The 15,213-nt window shown below is 49.4% G+C and carries 13 protein-coding genes; 12 read left to right on the plus strand and 1 reads right to left on the minus strand.

Features of this window, described 5'->3' with window-relative positions:
* Positions 1–238: 238 nt before the first annotated feature.
* Positions 239–1,123: an NAD kinase gene (locus NW213_RS14765; RefSeq protein WP_204393328.1), complete on the minus strand. Its 885-nt coding sequence runs from the start codon at positions 1,121–1,123 to the stop codon at positions 239–241.
* Positions 1,124–1,229: 106 nt separating this feature from the next.
* On the opposite strand from NW213_RS14765, the gene NW213_RS14770 reads away from it, so the two are divergent.
* The 12 genes from NW213_RS14770 to NW213_RS14825 all read left to right on the plus strand — a co-directional run bounded on the left by NW213_RS14770 (position 1,230) and on the right by NW213_RS14825 (position 15,104).
* Positions 1,230–1,943, plus strand: coding sequence for a pyridoxine 5'-phosphate synthase (locus NW213_RS14770; RefSeq protein ID WP_258323253.1), 714 nt, complete (start codon positions 1,230–1,232; stop codon positions 1,941–1,943).
* Between the two features lie 3 nt (positions 1,944–1,946).
* Positions 1,947–2,666: a MotA/TolQ/ExbB proton channel family protein gene (locus tag NW213_RS14775; RefSeq protein ID WP_154044470.1), complete on the plus strand. Its 720-nt coding sequence runs from the start codon at positions 1,947–1,949 to the stop codon at positions 2,664–2,666.
* 4 nt (positions 2,667–2,670) lie between these two features.
* Complete coding sequence (locus NW213_RS14780) at positions 2,671–3,087, plus strand: biopolymer transporter ExbD (protein WP_154044471.1); 417 nt, start codon at positions 2,671–2,673, stop codon at positions 3,085–3,087.
* The gene (locus NW213_RS14785; RefSeq protein ID WP_258323254.1) at positions 3,084–3,926 is read left to right on the plus strand and encodes a TonB family protein; all 843 of its coding nucleotides are present in this window, start codon (positions 3,084–3,086) and stop codon (positions 3,924–3,926) included. The genes NW213_RS14780 and NW213_RS14785 overlap by 4 nt, the downstream gene beginning before the upstream one ends.
* A 174-nt stretch (positions 3,927–4,100) precedes the next feature.
* Positions 4,101–4,646 carry a DJ-1 family glyoxalase III gene (locus NW213_RS14790; protein WP_154044473.1) on the plus strand — a complete coding sequence of 182 codons (546 nt, stop codon included), beginning with the start codon at positions 4,101–4,103 and terminating at the stop codon, positions 4,644–4,646.
* On the plus strand, positions 4,646–5,329 hold the full coding sequence (locus NW213_RS14795) for a 2-C-methyl-D-erythritol 4-phosphate cytidylyltransferase (protein ID WP_258323276.1): 684 nt from the start codon (positions 4,646–4,648) through the stop codon (positions 5,327–5,329). The genes NW213_RS14790 and NW213_RS14795 overlap by 1 nt, the downstream gene beginning before the upstream one ends.
* A 38-nt stretch (positions 5,330–5,367) precedes the next feature.
* Positions 5,368–7,467 carry an ATP-dependent DNA helicase RecG gene (gene recG / locus NW213_RS14800; RefSeq protein ID WP_258323277.1) on the plus strand — a complete coding sequence of 700 codons (2,100 nt, stop codon included), beginning with the start codon at positions 5,368–5,370 and terminating at the stop codon, positions 7,465–7,467.
* 150 nt (positions 7,468–7,617) lie between these two features.
* Positions 7,618–9,237: a sialate O-acetylesterase gene (locus NW213_RS14805; RefSeq protein ID WP_258323255.1), complete on the plus strand. Its 1,620-nt coding sequence runs from the start codon at positions 7,618–7,620 to the stop codon at positions 9,235–9,237.
* A 36-nt stretch (positions 9,238–9,273) separates the two neighbouring features.
* A complete protein-coding gene (locus tag NW213_RS14810) occupies positions 9,274–10,767 on the plus strand; it encodes an MFS transporter (protein WP_154044474.1) in 1,494 nt (497 codons plus the stop codon).
* A gap of 54 nt (positions 10,768–10,821) precedes the next feature.
* Positions 10,822–11,955 (plus strand): endo-1,4-beta-xylanase, encoded by a 1,134-nt coding sequence (locus tag NW213_RS14815; RefSeq protein WP_258323256.1) that lies wholly within the window; start codon positions 10,822–10,824, stop codon positions 11,953–11,955.
* Between the two features lie 77 nt (positions 11,956–12,032).
* Complete coding sequence (locus NW213_RS14820) at positions 12,033–13,031, plus strand: glycoside hydrolase family 43 protein (protein ID WP_204393332.1); 999 nt, start codon at positions 12,033–12,035, stop codon at positions 13,029–13,031.
* Positions 13,032–13,091: 60 nt separating this feature from the next.
* The gene (locus NW213_RS14825) at positions 13,092–15,104 is read left to right on the plus strand and encodes an alpha-glucuronidase (protein ID WP_258323257.1); all 2,013 of its coding nucleotides are present in this window, start codon (positions 13,092–13,094) and stop codon (positions 15,102–15,104) included.
* Positions 15,105–15,213 lie beyond the last annotated feature (109 nt).

Consider the following 15,213-nt stretch of genomic DNA (forward strand, 5'->3'; position numbering starts at 1 on the left):
AATCCTCGAGGTAGAGATACTTCGGGGATTTTTTGCGTTTATAAGCTTTGGATTTTCTCTCCACGAAGGTTGCAGATGAACAACGGAAAACGGATCAACGTAAAAATCTGAGGGATTCTAGATTTCTGATCTTGAAATTGAACAAGGATAAACGTATGGAATTTGCACCAATAAAAATAGCATATGAAACATCTAAATAATTTCACATGCTATTTTGTATATATGGAATATCTGATTATTAGATTCTACTATCTGCTCCCCACATCATTTTTTCTCTTAGTGTATTGAAAAAAGTATGGTTGTAGCGTTTTACTATCTTTATAAAGTGGCTAGCTCTTTTTATTATAAGTATTGCTTCTTCATGACAACTTTCACTTCTTCCATCTAAAGATATAAGAAAGTTATGACTGCGACTTCCTACTTCAAGTTTTATTTCCCAATCATCGCGTAGGACAATTGGTCTGACATTCAAACTATGTGGAGCTACTGGTGTTATGCAGAGAGTTCCACTTTGCGGTACCATTATAGGACCTCCTACACTTAATGAATATCCTGTAGAACCAGTAGGTGTTGCCACAATCAGACCGTCAGCCTGGTATATATTAAGTAATTCATTATTTACATATGCCTTAATGGTAATCATTGATGAACTGTCTCTTTTCAATACTGCAACTTCATTAAGGGCATATGGATTTCCTTTAAGAATATTGTTTTCGCATGTCAGTTTTAAGACTCTCCTCGGTTCTGCTATGAATTTCCCTTGATATATTTCGTCAAATGTTTCTTCCATTTCATCCGGTGAGATAGCAGCTAAAAATCCTAAACGTCCTGTATTTATTCCCAATATAGGAATTTCTTTTTCCCCAACGCGACTTGCTGCTTTCAGGAAGGTACCGTCACCTCCTATGCTTAAAGCCATGTCTGCAGTGAAATTATTACCGTCGAATATTTCCAGACCGCTTAAATCTGTTTGTGTGTGTATTCTTAGAAATTCGTAGAATTCATGGCTTATGCATATATTTGCATTCTTCTTTCTCAGAATACTAAGTAAATGAGCAACATGCGCTGATTTGTGCTCTTGATATGTATTCCCGAAAATAGCAAATCTCATTTCTTTTTGCATAGAGTGTAGCTTATTATCAATCTTTTTTAACCTGTATGTTAGTTGGTTTATAATAAAACCTGCTAACTTTGCATTCTGATATGCAAAGATATAAAAATCATTCATTATGACCAAACTAAGTGTTAATATAAACAAGATTGCTACTTTACGTAATGCCCGTGGAGGTAATAACCCTGATGTAGAGAAAGTTGCATTAGATTGTGAGGCATTCGGTGCCGAAGGAATTACTGTACATCCCCGTCCTGACGAACGTCATATCAGACGTAGTGACGTATATGCATTGCGTCCATTGCTTAGAACCGAGTTTAACATTGAAGGATATCCTTCAGACGATTTTATAGACTTGGTTCTGAAAGTCAAACCTCACCAGGTGACGCTTGTGCCTGATGCTCCGGACCAGATAACATCGAACTCAGGCTGGAATACAAAAGCCAATCTGGATTTCCTGTCCGATTTGATGGACAGGTTTGGCGAAGCGGGAATAAGAACTTCCATTTTCGTGGGGACAGATATTGAGATGATAGAATATGCCGCGCGTGCCGGAGCAGACAGGGTGGAGCTATATACTGAGCCTTATGCGTCGGGTTACAGGAAGAACCGTGAAGAAGCTGTGGCTCCTTTTGTGGAAGCTGCCATGGCGGTCCGCAGGCTGGGAATGGGGCTTAATGCCGGACACGACCTGAGCCTGGAAAACCTGGAGTATTTTCACAAGAACATTCCATGGCTGGATGAAGTGTCGATAGGTCATGCTTTGGTGTGCGATGCCCTGTATCTGGGATTGAAGAAAACTATTGAAGAATATAAAAACTGCCTTCGTTAAATTATGATTACAATGACTTTAATGGCAGCTGCACAGATGGCTGCCGACACAATGGCGGGTGCCAATCCGGTTCTGACTCCGGTGGTAGATGGCGAACCGCAAATGAATCTTTGGGATATGGCCCTGAAGGGCGGATGGATAATGGCTGTACTGGCTCTGATGTCGGTCATAGCATTTTATATCTTCTTCGAACGTGCTTTCACCATAAGCCGTGCGGCAAAGGAAGATCCTCTGTTTATGGACAGGATACGCGACTATATACGCACGGGTGAGGTGAAATCGGCCATCAACTATTGCCGCATAGCGAATACTCCGGCTGCGAGGATGATTGAAAAAGGTATTACGCGTATGGGGCACCCTGTGGCAGACGTGCAGGCTGCTATCGAGAATACGGGAAATATTGAGGTGGCAAAGCTGGAGAACGGACTCTCCATAATGGCCACTATCTCCAGTGGTGCTCCGATGTTGGGATTCCTTGGAACCGTCACCGGTATGGTACAGGCATTCTGGAATATGGCAAATGCGGGTAATAACATTGACATTACACTTTTGTCGAGTGGTATTTACGAGGCTATGATAACCACGGTGGGTGGTCTGGTGGTTGGTATCGTGACGATGTTTGCCTATAATCATCTGGTCTATAGGATAGACAAGGTGGTGAGCCAGATGGAGGCACGCACTATGGCTTTTATGGATTTGTTGAACGAACCTAACGAAAAATAATATCATGGCGCTGAAAAGAAGACAAAGGATATCGCCGGAATTCAGCATGTCGTCGATGACGGACCTGATATTCTTGCTGCTGATATTTTTTATGATTACTTCTACCATGGTTTCGCCAAATGCCATAAAGGTGCTGCTCCCTCAGGGATCACAGCAGACATCGGCAAAGCCTATGGCAAGAATTATCATTGACAAGAACTTGAATTATTACGGGGCTTTCGGCAATGAGGACGAGATGCCTCTGTTTATAGACGAGGTGACAGGTTTTCTGCAGGACTGTGCCGCCAGGGAGCCTGAAATGTATGTGGCGCTTTATGCCGACGAGTCTGTCCCTTACAGGGAGATTGTGCGCATATTGAATATTGCAAACGAAAATCATTTTAAAATGGTGTTGGCCACACGTAGGCCGGATAAAAAATGAAAAGAAGCAAACTGACAGGAATTATAGGAACACTGGCTGTACATGTGCTTGTGGTTGTGTTGCTGGTCTTGCTCCGTCTGGCTGTGCCGGAAAAGCAGGAAGAGGGAGGTGTGCCTGTTATGATGGGAAATACCGACCTGGCACAAGGAAGCTCGGATCCTTATACTATGACCGAAGTGGATGTTGTCAGCGAGCCACAGCCTGAAACTCCGAGTGTGCCGGAACCGCGGCCGGAGGTGAAACAGCCTATGATAACACAACAGGATGAACCATCGCTGAAGGTGAAGGAAGAGAAGCCGAAAGAAAAGAAAAAGACTGAAACCAGGAAAAAAGATACTCCCGAGAAGAAAACAGAAGAAAAGCCTGAAGCGGTAAAGGAAAAAACTGAGGCCGAGAAACGTGCCGAGGCTGAGAAAGCTGCTGCCCAGGCTGCTGCCAGCAAAATTGCCGGAGCTTTCGGAAAGGGAGCACAGATGGGCAGTAAGGGAACGGCTGCATCGGGTACGGGAGTGCAAGGCAGACCGGACGGAAACAGCACGACAGGCGGCACGGCGGGTATGGGAGGATATGGTACTTTCGACCTGAACGGACGTAGCCTGGGACAGGGTGGCCTGCCGGTGCCGATATATAATGTGCAGGAAGAGGGCCGCGTGGTGGTGACAATAGTGGTGAACCCGGCAGGACAGGTGATAAGCACAAGCATAAACAAGCGTACGAATACGGTTAACCCTGCATTGAGAAAGGCTGCCGAGGATGCGGCGAAAAAAGCGCGTTTCAACGCTGTGGAAGGACCGGACAATCAAAGTGGTACTATAACGTATTATTTCAGACTTAGATGAAGGGAATTAATAATTAATAATGAAAAATTAATAATTAACCAACGGTCTGCGAAGCTGATAATGAAGTCGTCTGCTTATTCTTGACTTTCAGTTAACTTCATTGACTTTTAATTTTTAATTGAATATCATTTTTAATTCTTAATTCTTAATTTTTAATTGAATTAATTGAATATCATGAGACCAATGATTTTTTTGGCTGAGGGATTCGAGGAATCCGAAGCCTTGTTGCCGTTGGATATATTACGCCGCGGTGGAGTGGATGCCATTACAGTTTCTGTGTCATCAGACAAAGTAGTGAAAAGTTCGCATGGAGTTCAGATAGTGGCAGACGCAGTGATAAATGAAATCTCTGCTGCCGATGTTCAGATGATTATCCTGCCGGGAGGGCTTCCCGGAGCTACTAATCTTGACGCATCGGAGCAGCTTGACAGGCTGATTATGGATTTTGCCTCTGCAGGCAAGCCTCTGGCTGCCATCTGTGCCGCTCCTATGGTTTATGGCAAGCGTGGCCTGCTCAGAGGAAAGAAGGCTACCTGCTATCCGGGTTTCGACAAGTATCTTGACGGGGCCGAATATACGGGAGCCCTGGTGGAATGTGTGGATAATTTCATCCTTGGCAAAGGTCCGGCTGCAGCAGCGGAGTTCGGATTTGCCATCCTTGAAAAGCTGGCCGGTAGCGAAAAGGCTGCCGAGGTGAGAAAAGGTATGCTCTACGCATGATGAAGCGCTATGTCATTATAGTGGCAGGGGGGAAGGGCCTGCGTATGAGGGCCGACCTGCCCAAGCAGTTCATTCCCCTTGCCGGCAGGCCTGTGCTGATGCGCACGCTGGAGAACTTCGCCACTTGCGGGATGCCGGCGGACATTGTGCTGGTTCTGCCGCGCGACCATCAGGAGTACTGGCGCAGGCTGTGCGGGGAATATGGCTTCAGGGTGCCGCACCGCATTGCCGACGGGGGCGAGACGAGGTTTCACTCCGTGCGCAACGGCCTCCTGCTGGTGGACGATGATGATGCGGTGGTGGCTGTTCACGACGGTGTGCGTCCGTTCGTGAAGCACGATGTGATACGCCGCTGTTTCGCGATGGCTGCCGCCGGACGGGCCGTGGTGCCTGTTACGGGGGTGGTGGACTCGGTGCGCAGGATGGGGCCGGACGGAAGGAGTGCCGCCGTGCCGCGCGGAGAGTACAGGCTGGTGCAGACTCCGCAGGTGTTTCCGGCACGCATGCTGAAGGAGGCGTATGCCTGCAGCTACAGCGAGGACTTCACCGACGATGCTTCTGTGGTGGAAGCTGCGGGCATAAGTGTGGAGCTGGCGGAAGGAAACAGGGAGAATATAAAAATCACCACGCCTTTTGATCTGATTGTGGCGGAAGCATTGTGCCGAAGCCGTGTCTGGGAATAAATGTATAAATCTGAATAGAAATCTTGTCATCCGGCCAAATTATCGACTTGTCATCGCGCGACATCAAGTTTCTCCCGGGTGTGGGACCGCACAGGGCTGAAATTCTGGAGAAGGAGCTGGGAATCCGTTCCTTCAGGGACTTGCTGTATCATTTTCCGTACAAGTATGTCGATAGGAGCCGCATATACCGTATATCGGAAATAGACGGAACGATGCCCTACATACAGCTCAGGGGGCAGATTCTGAGTTTCGAGACTTTCGGCGAGGGAAGGCAGAGGCGTCTGGTGGCGCATTTCTCGGACGGCACGGGGGTGGCGGATCTGGTGTGGTTTCAGGGGATAAAGTTCGTCAGCGGAAAGTACAGGTGCAGGGAGGAGTATATCGTGTTCGGCAAGCCTACAGTGTTCGGAGGGAGGGTGAACATCGCTCATCCGGACATCGACAGTGCCGACGGCGTGACGCTTTCTGCCATGGGCCTGAGGCCGTATTACAACACCACGGAGAGGATGAAGAGGATGAACATTTCGTCGGGCGCGATAGAGAAGCTGGTGGCGAACCTTTTCGCGGTGATTGGCGACGATGCTGTGGAGGAGACTCTGAGCGGGGGGATTATTTCGGTCAATGGCCTTATGCCTCTAATGGAGGCGCTGCGCAATGTGCATTTCCCGCGAAATCCGGAGGTGCTCAGGCGGGCGCAATACAGGCTGAAGTTTGAGGAACTGTTCTATATACAGCTTAACATCCTGCGCTTCTCGCGCGAGAGGAGGAACCGTTTCGGCGGAATAGTGTTCGGCAGGGTGGGCGAGAATTTCAATACTTTTTATTCGGAGTATCTGCCTTTCAGCCTTACGGGGGCGCAGAAACGGGTGGTGCGCGAGATGCGGCGCGACATGGGCAGCGGACGGCAGATGAACCGCCTGCTGCAGGGCGATGTGGGCAGCGGAAAGACGCTCGTCGCACTGATGGCCATGCTCATCGCTACGGACAACGGTTGCCAGGCGTGCATGATGGCGCCCACGGAGATTCTGGCATCGCAGCACTACGAGACGCTGTGCCGTTTTCTTGACGGGATGAGTGTCAGGGTGGAGCTGCTCACGGGCTCGGTAAAGGGAAAGAAAAGGGAGACGATATTGAGGGATCTTATGGCGGGCACGGTGAATATCCTGGTGGGTACGCATGCCGTTATAGAGGACACTGTGGGGTTTGCATCGCTGGGGCTGGTGATTATCGACGAGCAGCACCGATTCGGAGTGGAACAGAGGGCAAGGCTGTGGGCGAAGAACAGGGTTTTGCCTCATGTGCTGGTGATGACTGCCACGCCCATTCCGCGTACGCTGGCAATGACGCTCTACGGCGACCTGGATGTGTCGGTTATAGATGAGCTGCCTCCGGGCAGGAAGCCGGTGACCACCGTCCACCGTTTCGACTCGACCAGGGCTTCGATGTATGAGTTTGTGCGTGGGCAGTTGCGCATGGGGCGCCAGGCGTATATCGTCTATCCTCTGATACAGGAGAGCGAGAAGATGGATATCAGAAATCTTGAGGACGGATATGCCACGGTGCGCGAGGTGTTTCCGGAGTACAGGATAAGCCGTGTGCACGGCAAGATGAAGCCGGCGGAGAAGGATGAGGAGATGCGCCGTTTCGTGCAGGGCGAGACTCAGATTATGGTGGCCACCACGGTGATCGAGGTGGGGGTGAATGTGCCCAATGCCTCGGTGATGGTGATTGAGAACGCCGAACGCTTCGGCCTCTCTCAGCTGCATCAGCTCAGGGGAAGAGTAGGCAGGGGGGCGGACCAGTCGTACTGCATCCTGATGACGGGATACAAGCTTTCGGAGGAGACGCGCAAGAGAATTCAGATTATGGTGGATACGAACGACGGCTTCGAGATTGCGGAGGCGGACCTGAAGCTGCGCGGACCGGGCGACATCGAGGGTACGCAGCAGAGTGGGGTGGCTTTCGACCTGAAGATAGCAAATCTGGCTCGCGACGGACAGCTGCTGCAGTATGTGCGCGAGGTGGCCGAACGTATCATCGACGACGATCCGCAGGCCACCGGACCGGAGAATGCAGTGGTGTGGCGACATCTGGCGGAAATCAGAAAAAGGAATGTTGACTGGTCGGCAATATCATAGAAATATGGCGTTTCGGGGCGCAATGTAACATACGGCAAAGTTTTTGTTACATTGCGCCCCGCGTATGTTACCTCTCCAAAACCCTTTGTATCATACGGATATACGGGTGGGCGCGGTTTTATGTATCTTTGCCTTAAAACCAGATATATCATGAATACACACAGTTTATATTCAGTAATTATCGCTCTGCTTGCCGCATGGACTTTTTCGGCAGATGTTGTGGCAGAGGTCAGGATGTCGCCTCTGATATCCGATGGTATGGTTCTGCAGCGCGGACGTGAGCTCAGCATAGGCGGATGGGCCGCTCCGGGCGAGAAAATCAGCTTCAGCCTGGCGGACAGGAAGTGTGAAGTGCGTGCGGGTGCGGACGGACGATGGACGGTGAAGCTGGAGCCTATGAAGGCGGGCGGACCGTATGTGATGAGGGTGAACGGCACGGAAGTGAAGGATGTTATGGTGGGCGATGTGTTTCTCTGCTCGGGACAGTCTAACATGGAACTCACCGTGGCGAGAGTTATGGACCGTTTCGCGCAGGAAGTGAACGGATATGAGAACACGCGCGTGAGATATCTCAAGGTACCGTATGCATGGCGTTTCGACCATCCGGCGGACAGCATCCGACGCGAGCCGTGGAAGGCGATGACGGAAGACAATGTGCCCGGATTTTCTGCCTTGTGCTATTTCTTCGGCAGGATGATGCAGGAGCGCACGGGAGTGGCTGTGGGAATAGTGAATGCCAGCTGGGGAGGCACTCCGGTGGAAGCGTGGACAGGCGAGGAAGGACTGAAGGACTTTCCGGAATATATAAATCTGAAATCGATGTACGAGGACAGGAGTCTGACTGACGGAATATCGCGCATGGAACGTGCCAGACAGGCTTCGTGGAGCAGACAGCTGTATGCTGCCGATCCGGGTATGCACGACACCGAGCCGTGGTATGCCGCCGGTATGGACGACAGCGGATGGGACAAGGTGGATATGTTTGCCGGCGGCTGGGCCCTGAGATGCGGACGTCCGGCTGCGGGCTCGCACTGGCTGAGGAAGGATTTCACGGTGCCGGCTCATATGGCGGGCAGCGAGGCTGTACTCAGGCTGGGCTGTATGGTGGATGCCGACTCGGTGTATGTGAACGGCCGTTTCGTGGGCAGCACAGGCTATCAGTATCCTCCGCGTATATATAAGGTGCCTGCCGGTCTGTTGCATGAGGGCAGAAATCAGGTTACCATCCGTCTGGTGAGCTATGGCGGTATGCCGTCGTTCGTCAGGGAGAAGCCTTACAAGATTATCTGCCGCGGGGAGGAGATTTCCCTAGAGGGGGAATGGAAACACCGCGTGGGGGCTCAGATGCCTGCATCTCCGCAATCTACATCGTTCCAGAACATGCCTGTGGGGCTCTATAACGGGATGATATATCCGCTCCGTGATTACACGTTCAAGGCTGTGGCTTGGTATCAGGGAGAATCGAACGTGGGACGCTGGAATGAGTATTCCTCTCTTCTCTGTGCCATGATGAAGGACTGGCGCAGGACTTTTGGCGACAATCTGCATTTCTATATCATCGAGCTGGCGGACTTTCTGGCTCCTGACGATCCGGGCAGAAAGGCTTGGGCGGAGATGAGAAAACAGCAGGCAGCGGCCGCGGAAACAGACGGTAACGCCACGCTGATAAAGAACAGCGATACGGGCGAATGGAACGATATCCATCCTCTGGACAAGAAAACGCCGGCGGAAAGGCTCGTGAAGGCGATAATGGAGAATTCCGGAAAATGATAATTGAAAACCAACAACTAATAATCCTAATACCAAATGAATATTCTTAATCAAAAAGTGTCCATGGCCGAGAAGGTGGGCTACGGACTGGGAGACTGCTCGGCAAATCTTGTCTTCCAGATGATGATGATTTATCAGACTAAGTTTTATACCGACGTGTTCGGGCTGGAAGGTGCCATTGCGGGTACGGTGATGCTTGTGGCGCGTATAGCGGACGCGTTTGTCGATCCTACTGTGGGAATCCTTTCGGACAGGACAAACACACGCTGGGGTAAGTATCGCCCTTGGGTGCTTTGGACGGCGTTGCCTTTCATGGTGTTCTATGTGCTGGCGTTCTACAATCCCGGTATCGAGGACAAGGGGCTCGTGGCTCTGTATGCCACTATCTCTTACACTCTGCTCATGACCATGTATTCGTTCAACAATACTCCTTACTCGTCTTTGGGCGGTGTGATGTCGGCTGATATAAAGGAGCGCACCAGCATCACTTCGGTGAGGTTCGTGTTCTCTACAATAGCGCAGTTTGTTGTGCAGGGACTCACTCTGCCGCTGGTGAGCAAGTTTTCCGAAGGTGCCGACAAGGCTCACGGATGGTTGTGCACGGTATCGCTGTTTGCAGCAGTGGGACTGGCGTTCCTGCTCGTGGTGTTCTTCTCTACCAAGGAACGTATCACTCCTCCGGCAGGACAGAAGAATGACACCCGTCAGGATATCAAGGATGTTTTGAGCAGTGTGCCATGGCGTGCCATGTTTGTGCTCACGCTATTCGTGTTCATCACTCTGGCCATGTGGGGAAGCGCCATGAACTATTATTTCGAGAATTATGTTGATCCTGTTGCCCTGTATGCCTTCCTCGACAAAATCGGACTTGTGGCTGCGGAGGCTTCGGATTCTGTGGGCTATCATATCCTTAATGCTTTCGGACTCATAGTCAGCTCGCCTGACAAGGCTTATGAGGTGGGCTTCGGAGTGTTCAATATGTTGGGAGCGCTGGTACAGTTCTTCGGAGTGATTTTGCTGTCGGAATATCTTGCCGGCAAATATGGCAAGAAACGTACTTTCATCGTATGTCTTGCCCTGACTGCCGTATTCACTGCCATGTTCTATTTCCCGGCAAAGGATAATATCGAATTTATGTTTGTCCTCAACTTCCTGAAGAGTCTGGCTTATGCGCCTACTGTTCCTTTGCTTTGGGCTATGATTGCCGATGTGGCAGACCATTCGGAGTATGTCAACTACCGTCGTGCCACAGGATTTGTGTTTGCCGGTGTGGTGTTCGCCCTCAAGGCCGGACTTGGCGTTGGTGGTGCCATCCTTGGCTTCCTGTTGTCCGGCTTCGGATATGTGTCCGGTTCGGGCGTTGCCCAGTCGGAATCGGCTGTGAACGGCATTGTGCTCTCATCAAGCATTATTCCTGCAGTATGTTTCTTCATCGGAGTGATAGCACTCTTCTTCTATCCTATCAGCAAGGAATATAACGAGAAGATGCAGGCTGAACTCAAAGTCAGAAGAAGCAGAAACGATTACTAATAACTGACAACTAATAACTGATAACTGATTATTAACAACAAAAACCTAAATACAATGAAACTGAAAAACATTTTTGCCGCATCGGTGTGCGGTGCCATGATGGCTGCTTGTGCCGGAAACAATGCAACTGTAACTGTAGAAAAAGGATTGAAAGATGCTGTAGGCGATAAATTCCTTATCGGAACAGCTCTTAACGTACGTCAGTCGGGAGGTATTGACACCTTGGCTGTAAGAATTGTGAAACAGCATTTCAATGCGATAGTTGCAGAGAACTGCATGAAGATGGAAGAGATACATCCGGCCAACGGTGTATATGACTTTGAAGAAGCAGACAAGTTTGTGAACTTCGGTATAGAGAATGGCATGACTGTCACCGGTCACTGTCTGATATGGCACTCGCAGTGTCCTGAATGGTTCTTCCTCGACGATAATGGAAAGACCGTTTCGGCTGAAGTGCTGAAGCAGAGAATGAAGGAACACATCACAACTGTTGTTACCAGATATAAAGGAAAAATCAAAGGATGGGATGTTGTGAACGAGGCTATTGTGGAAGACGGTTCATACCGTAAGAGTAAGTTCTACGAAATCCTTGGCGAGGAATTCATCCCTCTTGCATTCCAGTATGCGCACGAAGCCGATCCTGATGTGGAACTTTACTACAACGATTATGGAATGAACGTAAAAGGCAGACGCGACGGAGTGGTTAAACTCGTGAACTCGCTCAAGGAACGCGGACTGCGCATCGATGCTGTGGGTATGCAGGGACATATGGGAATGGACTATCCTGACATTAAGGAATTCGAGGAAAGCATGCTTGCCTTTGCCGCTACAGGCGTTAAGGTGATGATTACAGAATGGGAAATGAGTGCGCTTCCTACTGTACGTCAGAGCGCAAACATTTCGGATACTGTGGCATTCAAGAAATCTCTCAATCCTTATCCGGAAGCATTGCCGGACTCAGTAAGCAAGGCTTGGAACGACAGAATGATGCAGTTCTTCAACCTCTTTGAGAAACATGCCGATTTCGTTATCCGCGTCACTGCATGGGGAGTAACTGACGGCGATTCATGGAAAAACAACTTCCCTGTTCCGGGACGTACAGACTATGCTCTGCTGTTCGACCGTAATTACCAGCCTAAAGAGTTCGTGAAAGAGATTATTTCAGAATCAGATAAAGAAACAAAGTAAATATATTTATTATCTTATAATAACCGGTGTTCCGTGGTGAAATCATCCTCATTGCGGAACCTTAAAACAGAATTGTTATGAAAAAAGAAGAAAGATACCTTTTCCCTGCCGATTATATGGCAGACCCTTCAGTACATGTGTTCAACGGACGTCTGTATATCTATCCGTCGCACGACCGTGAGTCAGGAATTCCTGAAAACGACAATGGCGACCATTTCGATATGAACGACTATCATGTACTTTCTACTGATGATGTGATGCATGGCGAAGTTACTGACCATGGTGTAGCTCTCCGTGTAGCGGATATTCCATGGGCAGGACGCCAGCTTTGGGACTGCGACGTGGCTTACAAAGACGGAAAGTATTATCTTTATTTCCCTCTGAAGGACCGCAATGACATTTTCCGTATGGGAGTAGCCATCAGCGACAAGCCTGAAGGCCCTTTCATCCCTCAGCCGGACCCTATCCGCGGAAGCTACAGTATCGACATGGCAGTGTTCCGCGATGATGACGGAAGCCATTACATCTATTTCGGTGGTATATGGGGAGGCCAGCTGCAGCGCTACCGTGACAATAAGGCTATCGAGAATCCTCACCTCCCTGCAGATGATGAACCGGCATTGCCTAGCCGTGTGGTAAAACTGGCCGACAATATGCTTGAATTTGCAGAAGAACCACGCCCTGTAGTTATTCTTGGCGAAGACGGAAAGCCTCTCACTGCCGGCGATCCTCACCGTTTCTTCGAAGCTTCGTGGATGCACAAGTATAACGGCAAGTATTATCTTTCATATTCAACAGGTGATACCCATCTTCTCTGCTATGCCATCGGTGATAATCCTTACGGACCGTTCACATACCAGGGCGTGATCCTAACTCCAGTAGTCGGATGGACAACTCATCATTCTATTGCCGAATATAAGGGCAAATGGTATCTCTTCCATCATGACTGCGTTCCTTCAAACGGAAAGACATGGCTCCGCAGCCTGAAAGTGGTAGAACTTGAATATGATGAGAACGGAAAGATTAAAACTATTGAAGGAAGTGAAGATATAAGCAAGTTCGGACAGAGATATTGATATTATTTCGAGATACTAGTTTCTAGTTACTGGTCTCTAGTCACCTAAAAAAATATAAACATGCTGAAACGAATATTATTAGTTTTATTTATTTCTGCCACTGCGCTGCCATCCTTTTCGGAGGACGGCAGCCGTCTGTGGTTACGTTACGACACAGTGTCTGTACGTAAGCAAATAGATAAAGGCATTGATTCGCCTGTCATGCGTCTGGCAGAGAATGAACTCTCGACATTCTGGAAGGGAGGCAAAGTTTCATTGCAGCTCATGGCAGACAGTGAATATTTCGCTTTTGGCAAGGATGGTTATACCATTAATGTTGAGAATGGAACAACAGTGCTGCGTTCTATGTCGGAAACCGGACTCCTTTATGCTGCCTATCATCTTCTCCGTCTTCAGGCATGTGGTGAAGACTGCTCCCGACTGGATATTAAGGAGAAGCCTGTGAATGATATCCGTATCCTTAATCACTGGGATAATCCGGACGGAACGATAGAGCGCGGATATGCCGGACGTTCTCTCTGGAAATGGGACGAACTGCCTGCTAAAGTATCTCCACGATATGCCGAATATGCCCGTGCCAATGCCTCTATCGGTATTAACGGTACTGTTCTCAACAATGTAAATGCTTCTCCTGAGGCCCTTTCTTCTGATAATCTGAAGAAGGTTAAGACTCTGGCAGATATTTTCCGTCCTTACGGTATCAAGGTCTATCTGTCCGTAAATTTTGCCACACCTATAAAACTTGGCGGCCTGGCTACTGCCGATCCTTTGAACAGCGATGTCGCAGAGTGGTGGAAACAGAAAGTGCACGAGATATACTCAATGATACCCGATTTCGGAGGATTTCTGGTGAAAGCCAACTCCGAAGGACAGCCCGGTCCGTGCGATTATCACCGCACTCATGCCGAAGGAGCCAATATGCTGGCATCCGCACTGAAACCTTACGGAGGAATAGTAATGTGGCGCGCCTTCGTCTATAGCCCTAGCGATGCCGACCGTGCCAAGCAGGCATATCTTGAGTTTAAACCGCTCGACGGAAAGTTCCTCGACAATGTCATAGTTCAGGTAAAAAACGGGCCTATCGATTTCCAGCCTCGCGAGCCCTACAGTCCTTTGTTCGGCGCCATGCCTCATACACAGCTCATGGTAGAGTTTCAAGTGACTCAGGAGTATTTGGGACATTCCAATCATCTGGCATATCTTGCTCCGATGTGGAAAGAGTTCTATTCGTACTATTCCCCTTCGAACATGAAGGCCGCAGCCGGAGTGACAAACATTGGCGATGACACGAACTGGTGCGGAAACGATTTTGCACAGTCCAACTGGTACGCTTTCGGCCGTCTGGCATGGAATCCTGCTCTCTCGTCGGAAGAGATAGCCCGCGAGTGGCTTGCCCAGACATTTACTGCCGACAGCCGTTTTGTCCGTCCTATGACAGAAGTTATGATGCAAAGCCGTGAAGCTGTTGTTGACTATATGATGCCGCTCGGTCTGCACCATATATTTGCATGGGGACACCATTACGGTCCTGAACCTTGGTGTGAGATAGAAGGTGCCCGTCCAGACTGGCTTCCTACTTATTATCATCGTGCCGACAAGGAAGGTCTTGGTTTCGACCGTACCACAGATGGCAGCGATGCCGTTTCCCAATACCCTGATTCTCTGGCTGCCGTGTTCAACAGCATCGATAGTTGTCCTGATGAGTTCCTTCTGTGGTTCCATCATGTTCCATGGAAGCATGAGATGAAGTCGGGCCGCACCATGTGGGACGAGCTTTGCCTGCACTATCAGCGAGGAGTGGATGCCGCACGCGGTTTCCGCGATACGTGGAAGGACATGTCGCCATACGTCGATGCAGAGCGTCATGCCTCAGTGGCCCACCGTTTCGATATCCAGGCATCCGATGCCGTGTGGTGGAAGGACGCCTGTCTGGAGTATTTCCGTACATTCTCGCACATGAAATATCCCGCAGGAGTAGAGAAACCGCGTTTCAGCCTGAAGAAACTGAAGAAAGTGAAGCTTCCGATAGACAACTACACATGCCCGTCGGCCGATATGCTTCCAGGATTCTAGCATAAGTTTTGTTTAGGTTAGATTATAAAGACTGAGACTGCTGTACTGGCCTGCCATGCAGCAGTCTTTTTTGTAGCCATGCGGCAGACTCAAATATCCGATAATTTTG

The organism is Bacteroides sp. ET336 (genome assembly GCF_024733815.1).
In the GTDB taxonomy this organism is placed as follows: Bacteria; Bacteroidota; Bacteroidia; order Bacteroidales; family Bacteroidaceae; genus Phocaeicola; species Phocaeicola cellulolyticus.